Origin of the sequence: Streptomyces afghaniensis (assembly GCF_044327915.1) — a bacterium.
GTDB lineage: Bacteria > Actinomycetota > Actinomycetes > Streptomycetales > Streptomycetaceae > Streptomyces > Streptomyces afghaniensis.
Map to the genome: position 1 here is coordinate 237,130 of NZ_JBIRGJ010000001.1, position 23,079 is coordinate 260,208.

Below are 23,079 nucleotides of genomic sequence, written 5' to 3' on the forward strand. Positions count from 1 at the left end.
CTACCGCGCCTCCTGGTCGCTGTCCGGAACCCGTGCCGTCCACATCGGCAGCCGCTCCGTCCGATGCCGGCCTTCCCCCACTGCCTGAACGGCGTGGGAGGTGCCCCCACCGTTCTGCCGGCCCATCCGCTCGGGCCGGCCGCGCAGCGCGGTGTGCGGCCCGTCCCACAGCGTGCCGTCGGTCCGGTCCCGTGGATCGGGGTCGATCAGCACCACGCCGATCACCGCGATGTGCAGGTCCGCGAGCTGCCGCGCCACGGTGTGCAGCCATGCGGCGCTGCCGTGCCCGGCACGCACGACGAGCACGGTCCGAGCGCCGAGGTACTGGAGGTCGGTCCACGCCGTGCCGGGCGCCACCGAGCCGACGCCGATCCGGTACTCCTCAGGCGACACGGCCGCGGCACGCTCGCCGCCGACCACGGCGGGGTCTCCCGGCTTCGGGCGGCGGCCTGAGAGCTGCGGGCCGGGCAGACCATCGACGATGACCACCGGCCCGTCCGCCGCCAGTGCCCGGGCGAGGTCCAGGGCGATCACGCTCGTGCTGCGCGCACAGCCCAGCTCCAGCAGCGACACCGGTTCCGCGCAGCCGCGCACGGTGCGGGACAGGGTTCCGGTGAGCCGTATCCGCGCCGCTCGGGTCCGCCGGCGCTGCCACAGCCTGCCCGACCTGCGGGGCAACTCCGCGATGACCGAGGCGCCGAGGTTCGCCGCGACGTCCCGGCGCAGCACGGGGCGGTCCGCCACCACCGTGCCGACCGCGGCCACCGCGAGCCCGAGGACGAGCCCGAGGACGAGCCCGATCGCGGCGTCGGTGGCAGCGGTCCTGGGCAGGGAGTGCCGCACCGCGCGCGGGGCGTCCACGATCTGTGTGCCGGCGACGAGCTGGGGCGTGCCGAGGCGCGCCTCCTCGGCGCGCTGGTCGAAGTCGGCGATCCGCGAGGTGAGTTCGGCCCGGCGGGCGAAGAGGGACTCCATGCTCGCCGACGCTTTCGGGCCGCTCTCCGGCGGTCCGTCTCCGATCGCCTTGTTGACCTCGGCGAGTTCCCTCCGCATGCGGTCACGCTGGTCGAGCAGGGCGTTGGCCTCGGCCTTCGCGGTCTCCCGCATCCGTCTGACATGGTCCGCGACGAACGCGTCGGCCAGCGCCTTGGCCCGGGCCACCGCTTCCGCGTCGCTGTCACCCGTCACATCGATCTGCAGCACGTTGTTGGTCAGGCCGGTACCTCGGTAGTCCCGCATGAAGTCTTCCGGCTTCTCCGGGGACTTGAGGGACTGCAGGGCCTTGCCGGCGATCCGCGTGGTGTGCAGCAGCGCGACGTCGGTGCGGATCAGCGTCCCGGTGTCGTTCGGCTGGTCCTCCTTGTGCGCGACCAGCACCTTGGTCACCGCGGTCGGCGGCGGGGGCATCAGGACCGCCACCGCCGCGCCGGCCAGCAGCCCCAGCAGGGCCAAGGAGCACCACAGGCGGCGGCGCCTGCGCACCGCCACCACCAGCGCCTGCAGGTCGAGGAGCGGAGCGGTGGCCGACGGCTCCGATGTCTTGCTCGTCGTCACACCGAGCCTCCCGTCGCGTAGCCGCGACCGGCGAGCACCGGAGTGGCCTGGTCCGGAGGATGGCCGGCAGACCGCGCCGGGCGGGCCCGGACCGGGCCGGCGACGACGATGCCGACGACCTCATGTCCGCCGTCCGCGCAGGCCTCGGCGATGCCGGCGAGCTCCTCGGCGGTCCAGTGGCCAGGGCTGAGGACGACCAGGGCACCGGACTCGGTGTCGCGGTCCGGCACCATCGGCCGGTCCACCGAGACCTCCACCACCCGCAGCATGGGATGTCCCCCGCTCGCAGAGCCCGGGGCAGGATCGCTCTCGGCCTCGGCGACGAGCTGCCCGGCGGCCCGGCGGGCGATCTCGTCGCCGTCCGGTACGACGACCAGCAGCCGCCGTGGAGCCGGCACCCGGTCCCGGAGGCGAGCGCACACCCGCCGGTAGCGGATCCGGCTGTCGGCCTCGTCACCGGAGGCCTGCGGGACCGGTATGTCCCACCGGACGTCGACGCCCAGCAGCCGGCGGATCCGGGCCCGCGGGCCGGGGTCTTCCGGCCGGTGCGCGGGCCGTTCACCAGGAACGTCGACGGTGCCCAGCAGCGTCGAGCCCAGCGCCGCGGCGATCTCCGGTTCGGTGCGCAGTCGGCGACTCATCCGTACGGCGGCCAGATGGCCGATGACCGCGAGCAGGAAGAACAGCAGCGCCCCGGCGACGATGAGCTGCATCCTCGTCGGCGCCGCCGCTCCGGTCGGCCGGGGCGCCGGCCCCATGACGACCATGCCGGCCTTGTCGGTCGCCGGATCGGCTTCGTCCAGCTTCTTCATGGCCTCCTGCAGCGTGGTACGCAGCTTCTCGAGCTCGGTGCGGGCCTGCACGCTCTCCACGGTCCGTCCCGGATCGGCCGCATCGGCCAGGTCGGTGATGCGGCGGTCGGTCTCCGCCACCCTCTTGCGCAGCGCCTCGGTCCCCGTGGCCGCTTCGAGGTCGGTACTGCCGCCCGTGATCCGCGCCGCGAAGGTGACGAATTGCTGGGCCACCTGGTCGGAGAGCCGCTGCGCGCGCTCCGGGGTGTCGGCCGTACCCGAGATCGCGATGATGTTCCCGTCGGCGGACTCGGCGTTCACGTCGTCCCGCAGCTCGGTGCCGCCCACGCCTTTCCAGCCGAGCGTGGCGGCCGCGCGGTCGACCACCGCCGAACTGGTCGCGATGTCCACCTGGGTCAGCAGTTCGCGCTCCTCCCACTGCCCCGGCAGCAGCACCGATGCCGACGCCGTGTACCGCGGCGGAAGCAGCAGCACCGAGGTGCCGTAGCCGACGAACGCCCCCACCACGGCGAGGACGGCGAGCAGCCGCCACCGCCGACGGAGAATCCGCCCGATCGTGACCAGACGGATCGTGTCGTCACTCAATGGCGCGGCCTCTTCCCCGTACGGACCGGCCCACTCGCCGACACCGGAAGTCGGTCCCGGCAGGCAGCGGCGTAGGCGGCGAGCAGCGAGGCCTGGGAGTTCCGCCAGGCGAGCGGCCCGCTGATCCGCTCCTGGCCGATCTTGCCCATCCGGGCCCGCGTCTCCGGATCGTCCAGCAGCAGCGCGATGAGCTGGGCGAACTCGGCCTCGTCGTTGGCGGGCGCGTAGACGGCGGCGTCACCGGCGGAGACTCGCGCTTCCCGAAGGTCGAACGAGACGATCGGCCGGCCCATCGCCATGTACTCCAGGACCTTGTTCATGGTCGACACGTCGTTGAGCGGATTGCGCGGGTCGGGGGAGAGGCACACGTCCGCGGTGGACAGGTAGCGCACCAGGTCGGCGTCCGGGATGCGCCCGGTGAACTGCACCTGGTCGGAGAGCCCGAGCCGCCGGGACAGCTCCACCATCGCGTCGAAGGCGTCGCCGGCGCCGACGAACACCGCGTGCCAGTCGGTCCGCCCGACCTCGTCACGCAGTTTCGCGAGGGCGCGCAGGGCGTAGTCGACACCGTCCTGCGGGCCCATGACGCCGAGGTAGCACAGCAGATGAGGCTTGCCGCGCTTCAACTCGGGCTCGGGAGGCACCGGTCGGAACCGGTCGACGGCGGGTGCGCTGCGCACCACGAACACGTCCTCCGGCCGCCGGCCGCCACGGCGCATCGCGACGTCCCGGTAGCTCTCGTTCGTGGCGAGCACGACGTCCGCGGCCCGGTAGGTCAGCCGTTCCAGCGCGCACACGGCGCGGTAGAGCAGGTCCTCGCCGCGGTCGAACCGGGAGAGGTACAGCTCGGGTACCAGGTCGTGCTGGTCGAAGACGAACCGCGCGCCGCGCCGCTTCAGCCACAGTGCCGGCAGGAACAGCAGGTCGGGCGGGTTGCAGGCGTGGACCACGTCGACCGGGCCGACCTTCCGGGCCAGCCGGGCCGTGTGCCACAACGCCGATCCGTACTCCCGCAGGTAGCCGGCCGGTCCTCCGGTGGCCGCGCGCAACGGGTAGCGGTGGATCCGCACCCCGTCGATCACCGCCTCCGGCTCCGTGTCGCGCTTGCTCCCCTGCGGACAGATGACGTGCACCGTCCAGCCCGCGTCGCGCAGCGTCGTGCACTCCTGCCACACCCGCCGGTCGAACGGCACCGACAGGTTCTCCACCAGGATCAGCGCGCGCCGGTTCGATCCGTCGCCGGCTGTGTCATCGAACGATCTGTCACCAAGCAAGGCCCACGTACCCCGGTTCGGTCCGGCGCGCATCGGCGTCGGGAAGGTGGATGAGGTCGACGATCACCGGGCCGTCACCATGGGGCAGCGCCGACAGCACGGCCGGATCCCTGGTCCCGACCAGGCACACCTCGGCGTGCTCGAGCACCTCTTCCACGGAATCCGCGAGCAACTGGGCGAGGTGCGGCAGCCGGGTCTCGATGTACTCGCGGTTCGCGCCGATCAGCCGGGAGAGGCTCACGTTGGCGTCGTGGATCCGCAGGTCGTACCCCTTGCCGAAGAGCCTCTCCGCCAGCTCGACGAGCGGGCTCTCGCGCAGGTCGTCGGTGCCGGGTTTGAAGGACAGCCCGAACAGGCCCACGCGGCGCTTGCCGGTGCGCTCGACCAGCTCCACCGCGCGCTGCAGATGGTCGGCGTTGGAGGGCAGCACGTGGGCGAGGATGGGCACCGAGACGTCGGCCCGCTGCGCCGCGTGGACCAGGCTGCGCAGGTCCTTGGGCAGGCAGGAGCCACCGAAGGCGAAACCGGGCCGCAGGTAGGCGGGGCTGATGTTCAGCTTGCGGTCGGCCAGGAACACGTCCATCACCTGGTGCGAGTCCACCCCGAGCGCCTGACACACGGCGCCCAGCTCGTTCGCGAAGCCGATCTTGAGGCCGTGGAACGCGTTGTCCGCGTACTTGATCGCCTCGGCCGTCGGGACCGGCACCCGGAACACCTCGCCGGGCAAGCCGTCGTACAGCGCCATCACCGCGTCGCCGCTCGCCGGATCGAGCTCGCCGATGACGGTCTTGGGCGGGTCGAAGAAGTCCCGCACGCTCGTGCCCTCGCGCAGGAACTCCGGGTTGACCGCGACCCCGATGTCCACCCCGACCGTGCCGCCGACGTACTTCTCCAGGATCGGTACCAGCAGGTTCAGACAGGTGCCGGGGAGCATGGTGCTGCGGAACACGACGGTGTGCCGGCCCCCCTGCTCGGCCCCCTCGGCCAGCGCGGCGCCGATCTGCTCGGTGACCCGCTCCAAGTAGGTGGTGCACAGGCCGCCGTTGGGCTCCGACGGCGTGCCCACGCAGACCAGCGACACGTCACTGCCCATGATCGCCTCGCGGACGTCGCCGGTGGCGCGCAACGCTCCGGTCCGCACGACCTCGGCGATGAGCTCGCCGATCCGCTCCTCGACCACCGGGGCCTTGCCGTCGTTGACCAGGTCGACCTTCACCTGGTTCACGTCCACCCCGATGACCTCGTGACCCATTTCGGCCAGGCACGCGGCCGACACGCAGCCCACGTAGCCGAGCCCGAAAACGCTGACTCTCATGACCCGTTCCTCCCCCCAGGCAGACCCTTGTGGCCTGCGGTCCCCCAAAGCAGGCCCTCGCGGCCTGCGGTCCGCGCGCCGGCGGGACCGTTGAGTTGCGGCCCCCCGCGCATCAGTAGGCGCCCTGCCCGTGGAGGACCGCACGCAGCGTCTTCCACAAGATCACTGTGTCCAGGGCGAGCGACCAGTCCTCCACGTACCGCAGGTCCAGCCGGACCGCCTCCTCCCACGACAGGTCGCTGCGTCCGCTGATCTGCCACAACCCGGTGAGCCCGGGCTTGACCAGCAGCCGCCGCCGGATGTCCGGGCCGTACGCAGCGCACTCCTCCGGCAACGGAGGCCGCGGACCGACGAGCGACATCGCCCCGGTGAGCACGTTGAAAAGCTGCGGGAGTTCGTCGATCGAGTACCGGCGCAGCACCGCTCCCACCCGGGTCACCCGCGGATCCCGGCGGAGCTTGAACAGCAGTCCCGCGCCCTCGTTGCGGTCGGCCAGCTCGGCACGGACCCCGTGGGCCCCGGCGACCATGGTGCGGAACTTGAGGATGGTGAACTCGCGGCCATCCTTGCCGACCCTGCGCTGGCGGTAGAACGCCCCGCCCCGGCTGTCCACCACCACGAGCAGGGCGACGCACACCATCAGCGGCGCGAACAACATCAGCAGAAACGTTGCGCCTACTCGGTCGACCACCCCTTTGACCACCCGGCGGCCCCCGGTGAAGGCCGGCATGCTGACCCGCAGGAGCGGGATCCCGAGCACCGCGTCGACGTGCAGCCGCGGGCCGGCCACCTCCATCAGCACGGGGGCCACGACCATCTCGGTATCGCTGCCTTCGAGGTTCCATGCCAGCCGCTGCAGCCGGTCCGGTGACCAGTGAGGGTCCGGTGTGACCGCGACGACGCGGTAGCCGTCGTGGCGGACGTGCTTGGCGACGTCCGCCAGTTGACCGACGACCGGCACTCCGTCCAGTTCGTCACTGTCGAGCCCGCGACCGTCCGTCGTGCACACCGCCTCCACCCGCCAGCCGATGTGCGGGAACTTGCGGGTACGGGTGATCAGATCGCGCACGGTGTCCGGGCTCCCGGCAGCGAGCACCGGTCTCAGGCACCGGCCTTCCTTGCGCTGTTTGTGCAGCCAGAGGCGCAGCAGATACCGCGCGGTCATGGTGACCAGCGCGATCGCCGGGATCGCGACGAAGATCCAGAGCTTGATGTTGCGCGAGGTGAGGGCGATCCCGCCGAGCGCCAGGATGACGGTCGCCGCGAACAGCGAGCGTCCTAGCCGGCGGAATTCCTCGGCGCCCTGGCCGAGCACGGCCGGAGCCCACGACCGGCTCACCGCAAGCGCGCCCAGGACCAGCAGCTCGGTGCCGAAGGCGAGAATTCCCCACTTCTCATGCCAGTTGGCCGCGTCCCGGGCCCCGAAGAAATTGCCGATCGCCGCCACCACGAAGGCGGTGGCCACGGTATCGCTGGTCATCACGGCACGGCGGTATCGCTGTTCCCAGTCGATCGCGGGCCGGCTGATCGTCCCGTTCGCCAGCTGCCCGCGCGCCGACGAAAACGGGTCGGCTAGCTCCCCCTGCTGCACAGAACCCCCCCAGGTCACCAGTGGTTCGACGTGTGCGCCCAACACTGTTCAACGCATCGGAAGGCCCCCCTCCGTGCGTGACATCCGGCTGATTCAGCGTTACTGGAAAAACCCAGATCCCGGGTGCTCCCCACACCCGAGGCCCGCTCTAGGGCTCCAAGGATCGATCACCACATCGTGTTGCGGCGGGGACGCGACTGCTGGCTTTCGCGCCGGACCTATAGATCATTAGCGGTCGCCTCGTGTCCGAACCGCCGAAGCATGGTCAATCTAGACCATGAGGGCTCAGTGTGTAGAGAGGATGTGTGCAATTTGTGCGCAAGATTTGAGACGGGTTCGACCGGTCGGCGACCGCCCCGACCGAACGGCTCGGTTGGGCGAACCGGCTGAGGAGCCGACGGTGGTTGGATGATCGGCGACAATCCCGAGCGCGACATCCTGATCACCAGCCCGGGGGCGCACCACTCCGATAGCATGTTCGATCACGTGACGATCGCCCTCATTACAACCAACAAACCGAATAAAACAATTGATACCTATAAAAATGCTGTGGGCCACAGCAGGTGTGGTGGTCCTCGGGTTTCTCATCGCGCTGGAGATCGCCGCGCGCCGCTACGGGCTGCCCGGGCCGATCACCTCCCAGGTGCAAGAGGTGATCGTCGCCCCCAAATCGGGCTTCCTGCTGTACGCCTGCATGGCGCTGACGATGGTGGTGCTCACCCGGCGGCAACGGTTCATCGCGCTCGGCGCCGCGCTCGGCATCGACGCCGTCTTCCTGGTGGTGCGCTGGGCGGTCGGCGCCGACCTGACCGACGGCCATCCCTTCGGCAACGGCGCGTTGTGGGTGATTCTCGGCTGCGCGGTCATCGCCGTCACGCGCCGCACCGGCCAGGAACGCGTCCTGCTGCTGAAGGGCGTCGGGCTGGGCCTGCTGCTGGTGGCCGGCCGCAAGACCGGTGACACCTGGCTGCTCATCACCTCGAAGACCCGCCCGACGGTGCTCGACCCGTACCTGGCGACAGCCGACCACGCACTGGGCAACCCGTCATGGCTGGTGGGCCGGATCGTCACGGCCACCGGCCCGGTCGGTGCCCGTACCCTCGACTACGTCTACGCCCAACTGGCGGTGGCCGCGGTCGTCGTCGCGCTCTACCAGCTGCGCAACGTGGCGGCCGAACGCCGCTTCCCGCGCCATCATCTGGTGCGGACCTTCCTGGTCATCGGCCTCCTCGGGCCGGGCATCTACATGATCTTCCCTGTCGTCGGACCGATCTTCGCCTACGGCGCCGACGGCGGGCACTGGGCGGTGGCGAACCTGTGGCCCGACCTGCCGCCACCGATCGACGCCGCCCCACATGACATACCGTTCGACGAGATCACCCCGCGCAACTGCATGCCCAGCCTGCACACGGCCTGGGCCACCGCGATCTTCATCCATTCCCGCAAGGGCCCACGCGTGCTGCGCTACGCCGGCACGTTCTGGCTGATCGCCACGCTCACCGCGACGCTGGGATTCGGCTACCACTACGGCGTGGATCTCGTGGCCGGCGTGGTCTTCACCCTCACGATCGAGGCGGCCCTGCGCTCACTCGAACGCGGCTGGGACCGGTCCGGAACTCGCCTGGTCACTTACGGAGTGGCCGTCTTCACGGCGCTGTTGCTGTCCTATCGCTACCTGCCGGTGGAGATGGCCGAGCGTCCGTGGCTGTTCGGGCCGCTGCTCATCCTGGCGATGGCCTCGGTGATCTACGGCTACGTACGCACCACGAGTCAGTGGGAGACGAAGGCGGCGCCGGCGCGGCAGTCCCAGCCCGAGCATGAACTGGTCAGCGGGTGAACAGGACCGTCAGGGCGCTCACCCCGCCCGCGCAGGCGAGGAGGGCGCAGGCGCAGGCGGCGTGGCGGCGGAGCAGAGTGCGCCGGAGGTCGGCGTAACGGCTCTCGTACTCCTGCCGCAGCTCCTCGGCCCGCCGGACCGTGCTGTGCAGCAGCTGGCGGGTGACGTCGAGGCGCCGGCGGACGTAGTGGCCGGTGAGTTCGTCGGCCTGGGCGGTGGTCAGCCACGGCATCCGTGCGCAGAGTTCCTCGGCCTCGCGTCGCGCCTGGTCGCGATGGGCGTGCGCGAGGAGGTAGCCCTCGGCCTCGTCGGCCAGCGCGGGCCGCGGATCGTCGTGCGGCGCCTCGTGGCTGCCGTGTCTCACGGCCGTTCGCCCTTGTGCCCGCCGGGCTCGACGACATCGCGCTTGCCGGTGTTCTCCGCCTCGTCCAGCTGGGCCACGTGGGGATGGTGCAGGTCGAAGGCGGGGGATTCGGAGCGGATGCGCGGCAGGGTGACGAAGTTGTGCCGCGGGGGCGGGCACGAGGTCGCCCACTCCAGGGAACGCCCGTAGCCCCAGGGGTCGTTGACCTCGACCCGCTTGCCCTGCTGGGCGGTCTTCCACACGTTGTACAGGAACGGCAGCGTGGACAGGCCCAGCAGGAACGCGCCGATCGACGAGACGGTGTTCAGCCAGGTGAAGCCGTCCGCGGCCAGGTAGTCGGCGTACCGCCGGGGCATGCCCTCGGCTCCCAGCCAGTGCTGCACCAGGAACGTGGTGTGGAAGCCGACGAACAGCGTCCAGAAGTGGATCTTCTCGATGCGGGTGTCCAGCATCGTGCCGGTCATCTTCGGCCACCAGAAGCTGAAGCCGCCGAACATCGCGAACACGATGGTGCCGAAGAGCACGTAGTGGAAGTGCGCGATCACGAAGTACGAGTCGGTGACGTGCCAGTCCAGGGGCGGCGAGCCGAGGATGACGCCGGTCAGACCGCCGAAGAGGAACGTGACCAGGAAACCGGCCGCCCACAGCATCGGCGGTTCGAAGGACAGCGAGCCCTTCCACATCGTGCCGATCCAGTTGAAGAACTTCACCCCCGTCGGCACGGCGATCAGATACGTCATGAAGGAGAAGAACGGCAGCAGGACCGCGCCGGTGGCGAACATGTGGTGCGCCCACACCGTCACGGACAGCCCGGCGATGGCGATCGTGGCGCCGATCAGACCCGTGTAACCGAAGATCGGCTTACGGGCGAAGACGGGGATGATCTCGGTGATCACGCCGAAGAACGGCAGCGCCAGGATGTACACCTCGGGATGGCCGAAGAACCAGAACAGATGCTGCCAGAGGACCGCGCCGCCGTTCTCCGCGTTGAACACCTGCGCCCCGAAGCGGCGGTCGGCCTCCAGCACCAGCAGCGCGGCGGCCAGCACCGGGAACGCCAGCAGCACCAGCACCGAGGTGAGCAGCACGTTCCAGGTGAAGATCGGCATCCGGAACATGGTCATGCCGGGGGCGCGCATGCAGATGATCGTGGTGATGAAGTTGACGGAGCCGAGGATGGTGCCGAACCCGGACAGGGCCAGGCCCATGAGCCACAGGTCCCCGCCGACTTGCGGAGTGCGCTCCCCGCCACTGAGCGGCGTGTACGCGGTCCAGCCGAAGTCGGCGGCGCCCTGCGGGGTGAGCAGGCTGCCGAGCACGATCAGGCCGCCGAAGAGGAACAGCCAGTACGACAGCATGTTCAGCCGCGGGAAGGCCACGTCCGGGGAGCCGATCTGCAACGGCATCACCGCGTTGGCGAACCCGGCGAACGTCGGCGTCGCGAACAGCAGCAGCATGATCGTGCCGTGCATGGTGAACGCCTGGTTGTACTGCTCGTGGGACAGCCACTGGATACCCGGCCGGGCCAGCTCGGCCCGGATGGCCATCGCCAGTGCCCCGGCGATGAGGAAGAAGACGAACGACGTGATCAGGTACAGGTGCCCGATCTTCTTGTGGTCCGTCGTCGTCGCCCAGGAGACGATCACCTGGCCCCGCCCGCGGCGCTCCGCCGCCGGCACCGGAGCGACCGGTTCGGTATGTGTCGCCATGAGCTCCTCGATCGACAGTGCTGCTTCGACCCGGCGGAAACTAGTCCAACTGATCCGGAACAGCGGCCTGACGTGGGACTTCTCTGGGCCGAACGGCCCAGCGATCCATGCGAACGAGTGGTGCTCCGTTGACGCCGCGCCCGGCGCCTGCGGGACCCGGGCCAGGCAGGCGTCCAGGGTGTGCACGCGCCCCGGCAGGATCTCGTGCAGGTCCCACCAGCAGACGGCCTCGGTCTCCTCGTTCGGCTGGAATGCCGCGACCTCGGCGCAACGCCCGGAGAACAGCGCGCCGTATTCGACGCGCTGGTCCGGCGCGAGCGTGAAGCGCGGGTATCCGACGAACCGGAGCGGGCGCGTCACCGGATGCGCGGCTCCGGCGCCCGGGCGGGATCGGCGAGGGCGAACCCGTACGCCATGGCCACGCGTAACCTGCCGCCGAAGCGCCACGTACGCTCGCCTGATGGACGGGATCAGCACGCGGTTGACCGCCGCGGCCACGGCATCGGCCCCTGCTCTGCTCCTGCGCCCCTGGAGGCCGGCCGACGCCGCGGACCTCGTCGACCTGTACCGGGACGAGGCCTTGCGTCGCTGGGTGAGTGCGCGCGTGCACGACCGTGCCAGTGCGGAGCAGTGGGTCGAGGATCAGCAAGGCGGCTGGGAGGCAGGGCACCGTTTCGCGTTCGCCATCTCGGAGTTGCGCGGGCATGCCACCGAGGGGCAGTTGGTGGGGCACGCCGTCCTCAAGGACGTCACCCCCCAGGGCTCGTCGGCGGAGGTCGGCTACTGGACGGCGGCGCATGCGCGTGGCCGGGGTGTGGCCCCCCGGGCCCTGGAGGCGCTCACGGCCTGGGCCTTCACCACCTTCGCCGGTGACGGCCTGACCCGTCTGGAGCTCCTGCACCAGGCGGACAACACGGCCTCGTGCCGCGTCGCGCAGAAGTGCGGCTACGAACTGTCCTCGCTACGGCCCGCTGCGCCACCCGCCTTCCCACTCGAGGGGCACGTACACGCCCGGCCTCGCGGCCGCTGAACCACGCCGAGAGCACGCACCGATACGCCCCCGGACATCACCCGCTGTCCAGGTCGGCGGCGAGTTCGTCGTGCCAGTGGAGGGAGACCCGCTGGTCGAGGATCGTCGCCGCGGCGACCGGGAGGCGGAGGCGGAGGAACTCGCGCAGCGCGCCGGCCGCCTTGTCGCTTGCGTCCCACGCGGTGAGGTCCTCGTGGGACACGGGGGCGGTGCCGTCGTCCCGTAACAGCTGCCGGGTCGCATGGGCCTCCGCGGCCAGGGTGCGCATGCGCGAGTCCAGGGGACCGTCCTGGTCGCAGTCGACGGGCAGGCCGCGGTGGATCCGGTCGAGGGCCTCGGCCACCTCCGGGTAGGTGTCGAGGTGCGTCTCCGAGGCCAGGCGCGACAGTTGGGCCACGATGGCCGTGCGCAGCCGCTGCGGCGGTGTGCGCTCCACGAGCCCGGCCAGATCCAGGTGCCGTACCTGCGCCGGGAATCCGCCGTCCTCCGTGGGGAGGTCGTCCAGGAGGGGCAGCAGCAAGGCACTGGTCAGCTCCGCCGGACCCTCCGCGTCCGGGTCGTAGGCGATGCCGAAGTCCCGCCGCAGTACGGCCAAGAAGCGGGCGTACGCGGCGGTCGACCCGGGCCAGAGGTCCACGCCGAGGCATCGTGCCTCCGGCCCGCCGGCGGCGTTGCCCTCGCGCGGTGACATGACGCGCCGGGTGTCCTCCCGCGGACACGGCACACCGTCCTCGGCGAAGGTGAGCACGACCTCCGGGTCGTGTCTGGTCAGCACCGCCACGCGCGTACCGGCGGACAGGGCCCGCAACACCTCCGGCCGGGCGAACTGCGCGGCGCCGCCCTCCAGCGTGGCGTACGCCCAGCCGCCGGCCCCGCCCGCACGGACCAGGGGCCGGTGCGCGGCCCACGCGGACCGCGCCGCCCGCCGGGCCTGCCGGCGGTCGCGCGGCCGTACGGTGGCGGGGATCGCGCCGAGCCGGCGCAGCATCTCGGCCGGGGTCAGGCCGGCGGCGAACGCGACGTCCGGCTGGTCCGGGAGCGGTGCGGGACGCGACCGCTGGGTGCGGACGAAGAAGAGCCGCTGCGTCCCGCCCTGCTCGGGCGGCCGCGGCTCGCTCCCGGCCACGCCCGGGAAGACCGGGCGCTGCGGCGCCGGCGGGTCCGACTCCGGCTCGGCGAGCGCGGCGGCCCGCGTCAGCGGGGAGACAGCCTCGGCGGGCACGGTCCGCTCCTCCTCCCACCCCAGCTTTCCGGCCACGGCGAGGGGGGTGCGGCCGAGGAACACGAGACCGCCCTCCAGGGCGTCCGCGAGGTCGGCCAGCACATGCCGCAGCGATGGCCAACGCGCGAACGAGGGCGTGTCCTCGTCGAAGCGGCGGCCCACCTGGCCGTGGCGGGGGCCGGGACGGCAGGCGATGAAAAGGCCGTCCGAGGGCCGCCGGCCGATGTCCAGGGTGAGGGGCAACCCGGCCTCACCCACCCCGAGGCTCCGGAGGAAGGCCGTGTTCCGCACGATGTCCGCGACACCGCACAGCGGCCCGTAGGACGACAACTGAACTGCGCCGTCGTCGGGTTCCGCCCCGTCGTGGCACCGCAGCGAGGCCACCAGATCCGGGTGGAACGGCACGCCGAGCGTGCGCTCCGCTTCCTCGATGCGGGCCTGCGGAGCGGGCGGGCGCAGCGTGGCGTGGGTGAGGGGAGCGTGCCGGGCCAGCCAGGTGTCAAGGCGGGCCCAGGACTCCTCGACTGCGGGGATGCTCATGGCAGCGGACCCTACGCCGGGCCACTGACAGCGCCCCGGCCGTTCCTGCTGCGGCAGCGTCGTAATCTCGCCGAATTTGTGTACGGGAGTACGGCGAGGTGAGCGATGAGGCAAGCGGCGGAAGAATGGTGGGTGAGGGCCTGGCGGGGTCCCAGGGCAGGTTCGGACGGAAACGAGCAGCCGGACACGCTCCGCAACCGCGACCACTGTCTTCGGACCGGCACGAGTGTCATCGGACCGGCACGAGCGCGCCGAAACGGAGGACCGACGCATGGCCACACCGCTCACCGCCGCCCGGCTCGTCGCCGCGCTGAAGGCCGAGGGCTGCGCCGTTCACGAAGTCGGCGGATGGCGCACCAACAACCGCAACCACAAGGGTCCTTGGGGTCCCGTGCACGGTGTGATGATCCATCACACCGTCACCGGGCCCGGCACGGACGTCGTCGACCTGATCTACCACGGCCACAGCGCCCTGCCCGGCCCGCTCGCCACCGGATGCATCACCAAGGACGGCGTCGTCCACCTCACCGGCAACGGCCGGGCCAACCACGCAGGCGGCGGCGACGGTGACGTGCTGAATGCCGTCATCGGCGAGTCGTACGGCACGTACCCGCCCCCGACGCACGAGCACGACGGCTCGGCCGGCGCGGTCGACGGCAACGCCCGTTTCTACGGCTGGGAGTGCGAGAACAAGGGCGACGGCAAGGACCCGTGGCCGAGTGCCCAGTACATCGCCATCGTCAAGGCCACCGCCGCGATCTGCCGCGCGCACGGCTGGGGCCCCAAGAGCGCGATCGGTCACCTGGAGTGGAGCGACTGGAAGGTCGATCCGCGCGGATTCGACATGGCCGACTTCCGCCGTGACGTCGCCGACGCCCTGGCCCACCCGGCGGGCCTGTGGGAAGGAGAGGACCCCATGCCCCAGTACGTCAACCTCGGTGTCACCGGGGGCTATCGGCTCGCGCCCGGTGCCTGGGACTCGGTCGAGTTCACCACGGAATGGGCCGACGAGACCGGCGACCACGCCACCGGCGGGAGCGTCTTCGCCCGTGGCCCGGCCCGTTTCAGCGGGAGCGTCAGCCTGCACATCGACGGGCTGCCGGCGGGTGCGGTCGTCCAGGCGCGCATGTCGGAGTACGAGGGCGACCAGCACCACGCCGACCACCCGATCCACGAGATCGTCGGGACCGGCGGCGGCACCTTCGCGGTGGTGCCCCTGACCAAGCGGCTCCCGTCCCGCCGGAGCATGCGGGTACGGCTGCTGAACCAGGCCGCCGTCCCGGTCACCGTCGCGAGCGCGGTGCTCACCGTGCTGGTGTGGAAGGAGACCTGAGGCCGGGCGGACCACGGAGATGTGCCGGACAGGCCCTGACCCGGTGCTCTACCGGACCGTCGGCAGCCCGGGACCCGTGCAGCGCACGTTCGCCGAGGGCATTTCCCCGCGCACCAGATAGGCCGTCACGGTGTCGTCCACGCACACGTTGCCGCGGCTCGCGAACACGCCGTGGGAGTAGTCGTCGTCGAGGGTGACCAGGCGTGAGCCGGGCAGCAGGCGCTGCAGACGGTGGGCGCCCTCGACCGGCGTGACGGGGTCGTGCGCGGAGGCGACGAGGAGGACCGGCGGCGCGTCCGGGCTGCCGAGCGGGGTGTGGTGGCCGGGCCGGTGGTGCCAGTAGGCACAGGTGCTCGCCTCCATGCCCGTCAGCACCGGCTGCGGATCGAGGCGGCGGATTCGGCGGATGTCCGCGAGGATGTCGCGGGGGCCGGGGGCGGGCCCGTCGGCGCACTTGACGACGCGGTTGGCCGCCTCGTAGTTGCGGGAGTCGGGGCTGTCGAAGGCACCGGCAGGGCGCAGGCCGTCCGGGTCGCCGTCGGTCAACTGGCCGCGCAGCCCGTCCGCGAGTCCCGCCCAGCGTTCCGTGCGGCCAAGGGCGCGGTACGCGGCGCGGTCGAACTCCGCCGTTCCGAAGCCGGCCACCGGCCGCGCGGCGAGGTCCCGGCGCACGCGCAGATACGCGTCCCGCACCGCGTCCGGCGTCCCGCCCAGGCGGAAGCGCCCGGCGTGGGCGGCCGTCCAGGCGAAGAAGGTGTCGCGCTGCCGCAGCAGGGCCCGGCTCTGGAGCACGTCGAAGTCGTACCAGTCCCCGGGGCCGACCACGCTGTCGAGCACCATCCGGCCGACGCGGCGCGGGAAGCGGGCGGTGTAGGCCGCGCCGAGGTAGCTGCCGTAGGAGACGCCGAGGAAGCTCGTCCGTGGTTCGCCGAGGGCCGCGCGTATCGCATCCATGTCGTATGCCGTCTGCTCGGTGGACAGATACGGCAGCAGACGGCCCGTATGCGTGGCGCAGTCGTCGGCCAGGGCGTGCAGGGACGCCAGGTACGCCCGCTCCGCCCGGGCGCCCGCCGGCACCGGGTCGCTGCCCGGGCTCTCGAAGAGGCCGCCCATCGGGCCGCACGTGACGGGGGTGCTCCGTCCGACGCCACGCGGGTCGAAGCCGACCACGTCGTACGCCCGCCGCACGCTCTCGGGGAGTCTGGCCCGCTTGGTGACCGCGTAGGGGAGGCCGGAGCCGCCCGGGCCGCCCGGGTTGACCAGCAGGATGCCGCGCCGTTCGGCGGGGGTGCCCGAGGCGCGGACCCGGGAGACCGCCACCTCGATGCGCGGTCCGGACGGGCGGTGCCAGTCGAGCGGCACGGCGAGCCGCCCGCACTCGACGCGCTCCGGCGCGGACGGGCGGGGGACGGAGTCGGGGCAGGTGGTGAAGCGGAGTGGGGAAGGGCGCTGGGCCGCCTGGACCGGGGCGGCGGGGAGCAGGGCGGTGGCGGCCGCGAGGGCGCACAGGAGTGCGGTGCGGCGTGCGGGACGGGTCAAGAGGGTCTCCAGAAGATCTTCGCCCAACCAGGTGACAATGAAAATGATTATCGATAACGTCTTCGGCGGCAACACCCGGCACCCTCCCCGCGGAGGGCTCGCCGGGCTGCCCGCATGCCTCGAACTCAGGCGCAGAAAGGGGAGTTGTGGCTCATTTGTTGGTGGTCGAGAGCTGGGTCGGGTCCATGAGCAGACTGCTGCCGCGGGCGATCCGGGAGAACGGGCACGCGTTCACGTTCCTCACCCGCGACCTGCACCACTACCTGCGCTCCGCACCGGAGGGGACGTCCCATCCGCTGCTGGGCGCCCGCAACGTCATCACCGCCGACACCAACGACATCGAGGCGCTGCTGCCCGAGGTCGAGCGGCTGCACGGGGTCCTCGGCTTCGACGGGGTCGTCACCTCCTGCGACTACTACCTGCCGACGGTGGCCCGGATCGCGGGGCGCCTCGGTCTGCCCGGCCCCGGCCCCGAGGCCGTGGAGAACGCCTGCCGCAAGGACGCCACCCGCCGCGTCCTCGACGACGCCGGGGTGCCCGGACCGCGCTTCGCCGTGCGCGAGGAGTGGGCCGACATCACGCGGGCCGCGCGGGAGATCGGCTACCCGCTCGTCGTCAAGCCCGTCGACCTATGCGCGGGCATGTACGTGCGCCGGGTGGACGACGAGGCCCAACTCGCCGCCGCCTGCCGGGCCCTGGCCGACTTCCCGGTCAACGCCCGAGGACAGCGGCGTACGCCCGTCGTGCTGCTGGAGGAGCTGCTGGACGGCCCCGAGGTCAGCGTCGAGACGGTGTCGCACGCGGGCGCCGTCCATGTGGTGGGCGTGACCGACAAGAGCGTCGGCGGCGCACCCGCCTTCGTGGAGACCGGCCACATGTTCCCCGCCGCCCTGCCACCCGGCGACACCGAGGCCGCCGAACACACCGCCCTGGCCGCGCTCAAGGCGCTCGGCCTGACCGACGGGGTCGTGGCCCACACGGAGATCAAGCTGACCACGGCGGGTCCGCGCGTGGTCGAGGTCAACCCCCGGCCCGCCGGGAACCGCATCACCGAACTCATACGCCACGTCACCGGAATCGACCTCGCCGCCGCCTTCGTGGACGTCGCATTGGACCGCGCCCCTGACCTGCGCCGCGTCGACACCGGGCTGCGCAGCGCCGCGATCGGCTTCCTGGTACCGGAGACCTCGGGCACCCTCGAAGCGCTGGACGGCAGCGGCGTACGGGACCTGCCCGGGGTGCTGGAGGCGCAACTCGCCGAGCCCGGCAAGGCCGTGAAGGCGGCGGGCAGCAACAACGAGTACCTGGGACACGTGATGGCCGGCGACGCCGACGGGCCCGGCGCCCGCGAGCGCGTCGAGGACCTGCTGGACGGGCTGCGCGCCGGGCTGGTGATCCGATGACCACCGCGACCGACGCCGTGTCGTACGACGGCCTCGTCCAGCGGGTGCGCCAGGGCGCCCTCGGGCCCGATCCGGCCACTCAGCGCATCGCCGTCGCCTTCACCACCCGGCAGGCCGTACGGCACGACGGGCGCGGCACCGGCTACCGCAACGAGGTGCTCAGCCTGCGCCTGGACCGGGCCGTCGGCTCCTGCGCCGTCGAGCCCGGGGCGCTGCCGGACAGCGCCGTCGAGGACTGCGTCGGCGCGGACGTGGCGCGCCTGCTGGAGCACCCGCTGCCGCCGGTGCGCGTGGCGGCCCTCGACGCCTACCTGATGCACGTCCTGCCGCACACCCCCGCCCAGGGGGCCAGGACCCTCCCGCTGCCCGCCGGGTCGTCGCTGGAGAAGTCCCGGGCCCGGGCGAAGGCCGTCGTCGGCCTGCTGGACCTGCCGCCGGGAGCCACTGTGCTCGTCGTCGGGGTGGTCAACTCCCTTCTGGAAACGCTGCGTTCGCGCGGCCTGCGCTACGTGGCCTGCGATCTGAAGGGCGGCGAGACCGAGTGGGGCGAGCCGGTCGCCATCGATGCGCTCGCCGCGGCCGGCCCCTGTGACGCGCTGCTCGTCTCCGGCATGACCCTCGGCAACGGCACCTTCGAACCGCTGCGGCGGCACGCACTCGCGCACGGCAAGCAACTGGTGATGTTCGCCCAGACCGGGAGCGCCGTCCTGCCCCGCCTCCTCGGGCACGGCGTCAGCGCGGTGTGCGCGGAGCCGTACCCGTTCTTCTGGCTCGACGGCGGCCCCGGCGTCCTGCACCGTTATGACGGCTCCTGTCCGGGAGGCGAACGATGACCGCCACCGCGCTCCGGCCGGCCGCGCGACGCGAACTGCTCGCCCTGGTCGGCCGCACCCCCCTGGCCCATATCACCGCGGACCTGCCGGGTCCGCACCCCGGATTCTGGGCCAAGCTCGAAGGGCTCGCGGCCGGCGGCATGAAGGCACGCGCCGCCGTGTCCATGCTGCTGGGCGCCCGCGAGCGCGGCGAACTGCTGCCCGGTGCCCCGGTGGTGGAGTCCACCTCCGGCACGCTCGGCATCGGCCTCGCCTTCGCCGGACAGGCCCTCGGTCACCCCGTCGTGCTGGTCGGCGACAGCGAACTGGAGCCGTCCATGCGGCAGTTGCTGCGCGCCCACGGAGTGCGGCTGGAGGTCGTGGACCGGCCGGCACGGCAGGGAGGCTGGCAGGCCGCGCGCCTGGCCCGGCTGCGGGGCCTGCTCGCCGAACTGCCCGGCGCTTACTGGCCCGACCAGTACAACAACCCCGACAACACCGCCGGTTACGCCTCCCTGGCCGCCGAACTCGCCGTCCAGCTCGACCACCTCGACATCCTGGTGTGCAGCGTCGGCACCGGCGGTCACAGCGCCGGCATCATCGGCCCGCTGCGGCGGCACTGGCCCGCCCTGCGCCTCATCGGCGTCGACGCCACCGGCTCCACCATCTTCGGCCAGCCCGCCCGGCCCCGGCTGATGCGCGGCCTGGGCAGCAGCATCCACCCGCGCAACGTCGCCTACGACGCCTTCGACGAGGTCCACTGGGTCGGCCCCGCCGAGGCCGTGGACAGCTGCCGCCGCCTGGCACGCGGCGCCTTCGTCAGCGGCGGCTGGAGCACCGGCGCCGCGGCCCGGGTCGCCGCCTGGGCCGCCAGCGTCCACCCCGGAGCGGTCGTCGCCACCGTCTTCCCCGACGGCCCGCACCGCTACCTCGGCACGGTCTACGACGACGACTTCACCACCGCCCACGGCCTCGACCCGGCCGCCGCCGCCACCCGGCCCGTCGAGATTCCGCACCCGCACGCGGCGGAGGCCGCCGGCTGGGCCCGCTGCACCCGCGTCAGCGACCCGCTCCCCGCCCCCGTCCTCCAGGAAGAGAGCCCGTGAAGTCCAGCCTGCGCACCGTACGCCTCGAACTCGCCGAGCCGCTGCGCATCTCCCGTTCCACCATGGCCGCACGCGACGCCGTGTGGCTGACCGTCGAGCACGGCGGGCTGCGCGGTCACGGCGAGGCTGTCACGAGCGTGTACTACGGACTCGGCACCGAGACGCTCGTGCGGCTTCTCACCGCCGTGGACCTGAGCCGCTTTCCCGATCCGGAGAGTGCTCTGGAGGCCCTGCGGGTGGGGGAGTCGCCGCTCACTGACATGCCGCCCGCGGTCACCGCCGCCGTCGAGTCGGCGCTGCTCGACCTGGCCGGCAAGCGCGCGGGCGTCCCCGTGCACCGCCTCCTCAAAGCCGCCGCACCGCCCGTCGCCGCCACCGCCCGCACCATCGGCATCACCCACCCCGGCCATGCGGCCGCCGAGGCCCGGCGGCTCACCGCGAGCGGCTTCGAGGTCCTCAAGGTCAAGGCGGGCAGCCCCGACCCCGAGGACGACATCGAGCGCGTCCGCGTCATCCGCGACGCCGCGCCCCGGGCCAGGCTGCTCCTCGACCCCAACGGCGCCTGGTCCGTGGCGCAGGCGCACGCCCTCCTGCCACGCTTCGCCGACCTCGGCGTGGAAGCCGTCGAGCAGCCCGTCGCCCCCGGCGACCCGGACGCCCTGGCCGCCCTCGCGCAGCGCGCACCGCTGCCGGTCATCGCCGACGAGGACGCCGTCGGCCTGGACGACGTCCGCCGTCTCGCCGGACGGATACACGGCGTCAACGTCAAGCTCGCCAAGTGCGGCGGCGTGCAAGCGGCCCTACGCATCGCCGAGGCCGTCGAGGGCAGCGGCACCGCACTGATGCTGGGCTGCCTCACCGCCAGCAGCCTCGGCCTCGCCCCCGCCGTCCACCTGGCCGACCGGGCCCGCTGGGCCGACCTCGACGGGCACCTGCTGCTCGCCCACGACCCGTGGACCGGCATCGGCGGCACGGACGGCGTCGTACGCACGACCGACCGTCCCGGCCTGGGTGTCGAGGAGGTGGCGGTCCGTGCAGACGTGGCGTGAGATGAGGCGCTTCCCCCTCGCCGTGCGGCTCCTGCTGGTCAACCAGCTCGGCGTCAACACCGGCTTCTACCTGCTCATCCCCTACCTCGCCACCCACCTCACCGAGAACCTGGGCCTGTCGGCGGCAGTCGTCGGCATCGTCCTCGGCGTCCGGAACCTCAGCCAGCAGGGGCTGTTCATCATCGGCGGCTCCGCCTCCGACCGGCTCGGCGCACGCGGCGTCATCATCGCCGGATGCGCCCTGCGCACCCTCGGATTCGCGCTGTTCGCGCTCGGCGACGGGCTGGCGGTCCTGCTCGCCGCGTCCGTGCTCAGCGGAGTCGCCGGGGCCCTGTTCAACCCGGCCGTGCGCGCTTATCTCGCCCAGGAGGCGGGGGAGAACAAGGCCGAGGCGTTCGCCCTGTTCAACGTCTTCGCCACCACCGGCGCCCTGATCGGCCCGCTGCTGGGCAGCGCCCTGCTGCTCGTCGACTTCCGCACCTCAGCGCTCACCGCCGCCGGCATCTTCGCCGTCCTCACCGTGGCGCAGGCCCTGGTGCTGCCCGCGCGGAAGGTGGAGCCCAGCGGCAGCGGTGTCCTCGGGGACTGGCGGGAGGTGCTCGGCAACCGGGCGTTCCTGGCCTTCGCGTTCGCCATGGTCGGCATGTTCACCCTGGAGAACCAGCTGTATCTGCTGCTGCCGGACAGGGCGAGGGAAGCCACCGGCTGGGACGGCGCGGCGGGCATCGTCTTCCTCGTCGGTACGGTGGCCAACCTGGCGCTGCAACTGAGCATCACCAGGACTTTGAAGTCCCATGGCAGCAGGGGGCGTTGGATCGCCGTCGGGCTCGCCGTGACGGGGCTGTCCTTCCTGCCGCCGGCCTTCCTGCCGGGCATGCTGCCCCTCCTGGTGGGCGCCCTGCTGCTCTACATCGGCCTCATGGTCGCCCAGCCGTTCGTGATGGAACTGATCCCCGGCTTCGGCCGCCCCGAACTCACGGGCACCTACTTCGGCATCTTCTACGTCGTCTCCGGCGTCGCCGCCGCCCTCGGCAACGCCGCCGTCGGCTGGGCCATGGACACCGGCGAACACGACGCCGCGTGGCTGCCCTGGCTGTGCTGTGCGTTCCTCGGCCTCACCTCCGCGCTCGGCGTGGCCTGGCTGCACCGGCTCGGTGCCCTGCCCGCGAGCCCCGCGACGGGCACCCCCGCCGAGACGCGGGAGAGGAGCAAGGCGTGACGAGCGGCAACCTCCTCACCGACACCCCCGCCCTGTACGAGGCCCGTTTCCCCGACACCGAGCGCCTGGCCGCACGGTGGACGGAGGACTGCCTGCGCCGCCACGGCGCCGGGCCGCGCGTCCTGGACATGGGCTGCGGCACCGGCCGCGACGCCGCCGCCCTGCACGCGGCCGGCCGGACGGTGACCGGCGCCGACCTCTCCGAGGCGATGCTCACCCACGCCCGCACTCACCATCCCGGTCCCGAGTACGTCCGGGCCGACCTGCACGGCTTCGCCCTCGGCCGCTTCGACGCCGTTGTCTGTCTGGACAGCTCCCTGCTGTACTGCCACACCAACGACCAGCTCGACGGCTTCCTCGCCTCCTGCCGCGAAGCCCTCGCACCGGGCGGCCTGCTCCTCGCCGAGATGCGCAACGGCGCCTACTTCCTGGGCCGCACCGACCTGCTCAACCGCTCCGCCGTCAACGAGTTCACCTGGCAGGGCAGGACCTACCGGTCCACCACCACGCTGACGGTGGACCGTACGGCACAGCTCCTGCGCCGTACCCGCATGTGGGCCACCGACGACGGATCCCCGCCCGTCGAGCAGCGTTCCGCCTGGCGGCTGCTGTTCCCGCAGGAGCTGCGGCACTTCCTCGCCGCACACGGCTTCGAGGTGCTCGAACTCCACGACGGCCCCGGCCCTCGCACCGAACCCCCCTGGCAGCCGGGCGAGCTGCCCGGAACCACCACGGACGCGGACCGGCTGCACGTCGTCGCGCGCCTGTGCACCCTCTGACCCGAA

General features: G+C 72.1%; 18 protein-coding genes. 9 read left to right on the forward strand and 9 right to left on the reverse strand.

Translation table 11 applies throughout. The annotated features are described in order from the left end of the window. The 5 genes from ACH4G3_RS01025 to ACH4G3_RS01045 all read right to left on the reverse strand — a co-directional run bounded on the left by ACH4G3_RS01025 (position 1) and on the right by ACH4G3_RS01045 (position 7,131). Complete coding sequence (locus ACH4G3_RS01025) at positions 1 to 1,554, reverse strand: Wzz/FepE/Etk N-terminal domain-containing protein (RefSeq protein WP_397622453.1); 1,554 nt, start codon at positions 1,552 to 1,554, stop codon at positions 1 to 3. Next, positions 1,551 to 2,951: a Wzz/FepE/Etk N-terminal domain-containing protein gene (locus tag ACH4G3_RS01030; RefSeq protein ID WP_397622454.1), complete on the reverse strand. Its 1,401-nt coding sequence runs from the start codon at positions 2,949 to 2,951 to the stop codon at positions 1,551 to 1,553. Before ACH4G3_RS01030 ends, ACH4G3_RS01025 begins: the two co-directional genes overlap by 4 nt. Then, positions 2,948 to 4,225 carry a glycosyltransferase family 4 protein gene (locus ACH4G3_RS01035; protein WP_397622455.1) on the reverse strand — a complete coding sequence of 426 codons (1,278 nt, stop codon included), beginning with the start codon at positions 4,223 to 4,225 and terminating at the stop codon, positions 2,948 to 2,950. Before ACH4G3_RS01035 ends, ACH4G3_RS01030 begins: the two co-directional genes overlap by 4 nt. Next, positions 4,215 to 5,540 carry a nucleotide sugar dehydrogenase gene (locus ACH4G3_RS01040; protein WP_397622456.1) on the reverse strand — a complete coding sequence of 442 codons (1,326 nt, stop codon included), beginning with the start codon at positions 5,538 to 5,540 and terminating at the stop codon, positions 4,215 to 4,217. The genes ACH4G3_RS01035 and ACH4G3_RS01040 overlap by 11 nt, the downstream gene beginning before the upstream one ends. 112 nt (positions 5,541 to 5,652) lie before the next feature. Continuing rightward, entirely contained in the window at positions 5,653 to 7,131 is a 1,479-nt protein-coding gene (locus ACH4G3_RS01045) for a sugar transferase (protein ID WP_397622457.1), read from the reverse strand. Positions 7,132 to 7,675: 544 nt separating this feature from the next. Between ACH4G3_RS01045 and ACH4G3_RS01050 the strand changes: the two genes are divergently transcribed. Next, on the forward strand, positions 7,676 to 8,968 hold the full coding sequence (locus ACH4G3_RS01050; RefSeq protein ID WP_397622458.1) for a phosphatase PAP2 family protein: 1,293 nt from the start codon (positions 7,676 to 7,678) through the stop codon (positions 8,966 to 8,968). On the opposite strand, the gene ACH4G3_RS01055 is transcribed toward ACH4G3_RS01050, so the two are convergent. Together ACH4G3_RS01055 and ctaD are read right to left on the reverse strand one after the other, a co-directional pair. Next, entirely contained in the window at positions 8,958 to 9,332 is a 375-nt protein-coding gene (locus ACH4G3_RS01055; protein WP_397622459.1) for a hypothetical protein, read from the reverse strand. The two genes, ACH4G3_RS01050 and ACH4G3_RS01055, sit on opposite strands and share 11 nt — an antisense overlap. Then, a complete protein-coding gene (gene ctaD / locus ACH4G3_RS01060) occupies positions 9,329 to 11,041 on the reverse strand; it encodes an aa3-type cytochrome oxidase subunit I (protein ID WP_397623347.1) in 1,713 nt (570 codons plus the stop codon). The genes ACH4G3_RS01055 and ctaD overlap by 4 nt, the downstream gene beginning before the upstream one ends. A 460-nt stretch (positions 11,042 to 11,501) precedes the next feature. On the opposite strand from ctaD, the gene ACH4G3_RS01065 reads away from it, so the two are divergent. Continuing rightward, complete coding sequence (locus ACH4G3_RS01065) at positions 11,502 to 12,071, forward strand: GNAT family N-acetyltransferase (protein ID WP_397622460.1); 570 nt, start codon at positions 11,502 to 11,504, stop codon at positions 12,069 to 12,071. Positions 12,072 to 12,108: 37 nt separating this feature from the next. Here the strand turns inward: ACH4G3_RS01065 and ACH4G3_RS01070 are convergent, their stop codons facing one another. Continuing rightward, complete coding sequence (locus tag ACH4G3_RS01070; RefSeq protein ID WP_397622461.1) at positions 12,109 to 13,833, reverse strand: hypothetical protein; 1,725 nt, start codon at positions 13,831 to 13,833, stop codon at positions 12,109 to 12,111. A 271-nt stretch (positions 13,834 to 14,104) separates the two neighbouring features. Between ACH4G3_RS01070 and ACH4G3_RS01075 the strand changes: the two genes are divergently transcribed. Further along, entirely contained in the window at positions 14,105 to 15,166 is a 1,062-nt protein-coding gene (locus ACH4G3_RS01075; RefSeq protein ID WP_397622462.1) for an N-acetylmuramoyl-L-alanine amidase, read from the forward strand. Positions 15,167 to 15,214: 48 nt separating this feature from the next. Here ACH4G3_RS01075 and ACH4G3_RS01080 read toward each other — a convergent pair whose 3' ends face one another. Further along, complete coding sequence (locus ACH4G3_RS01080) at positions 15,215 to 16,705, reverse strand: alpha/beta hydrolase (protein ID WP_397622463.1); 1,491 nt, start codon at positions 16,703 to 16,705, stop codon at positions 15,215 to 15,217. 146 nt (positions 16,706 to 16,851) lie between these two features. Here ACH4G3_RS01080 and ACH4G3_RS01085 point away from each other — a divergent pair, with 146 nt between their 5' ends. From ACH4G3_RS01085 to ACH4G3_RS01110, 6 genes are read left to right on the forward strand one after another with little or no spacing between them, the layout of a single operon-like run. Next, positions 16,852 to 18,108, forward strand: a complete 1,257-nt coding sequence (locus ACH4G3_RS01085) for an ATP-grasp domain-containing protein (RefSeq protein ID WP_397622464.1) — start codon at positions 16,852 to 16,854, stop codon at positions 18,106 to 18,108. After that, positions 18,105 to 18,941, forward strand: a complete 837-nt coding sequence (locus ACH4G3_RS01090; protein WP_397622465.1) for a Rossmann-like domain-containing protein — start codon at positions 18,105 to 18,107, stop codon at positions 18,939 to 18,941. Before ACH4G3_RS01085 ends, ACH4G3_RS01090 begins: the two co-directional genes overlap by 4 nt. Then, positions 18,938 to 20,026 carry a PLP-dependent cysteine synthase family protein gene (locus ACH4G3_RS01095; protein WP_397622466.1) on the forward strand — a complete coding sequence of 363 codons (1,089 nt, stop codon included), beginning with the start codon at positions 18,938 to 18,940 and terminating at the stop codon, positions 20,024 to 20,026. Before ACH4G3_RS01090 ends, ACH4G3_RS01095 begins: the two co-directional genes overlap by 4 nt. Then, entirely contained in the window at positions 20,023 to 21,075 is a 1,053-nt protein-coding gene (locus tag ACH4G3_RS01100; protein ID WP_397622467.1) for a mandelate racemase/muconate lactonizing enzyme family protein, read from the forward strand. The genes ACH4G3_RS01095 and ACH4G3_RS01100 overlap by 4 nt, the downstream gene beginning before the upstream one ends. After that, positions 21,059 to 22,294, forward strand: a complete 1,236-nt coding sequence (locus ACH4G3_RS01105; RefSeq protein WP_397622468.1) for an MFS transporter — start codon at positions 21,059 to 21,061, stop codon at positions 22,292 to 22,294. The genes ACH4G3_RS01100 and ACH4G3_RS01105 overlap by 17 nt, the downstream gene beginning before the upstream one ends. Next, a complete protein-coding gene (locus ACH4G3_RS01110; protein WP_397622469.1) occupies positions 22,291 to 23,073 on the forward strand; it encodes a class I SAM-dependent methyltransferase in 783 nt (260 codons plus the stop codon). Before ACH4G3_RS01105 ends, ACH4G3_RS01110 begins: the two co-directional genes overlap by 4 nt. The last annotated feature ends 6 nt before the right edge of the window (positions 23,074 to 23,079 follow it).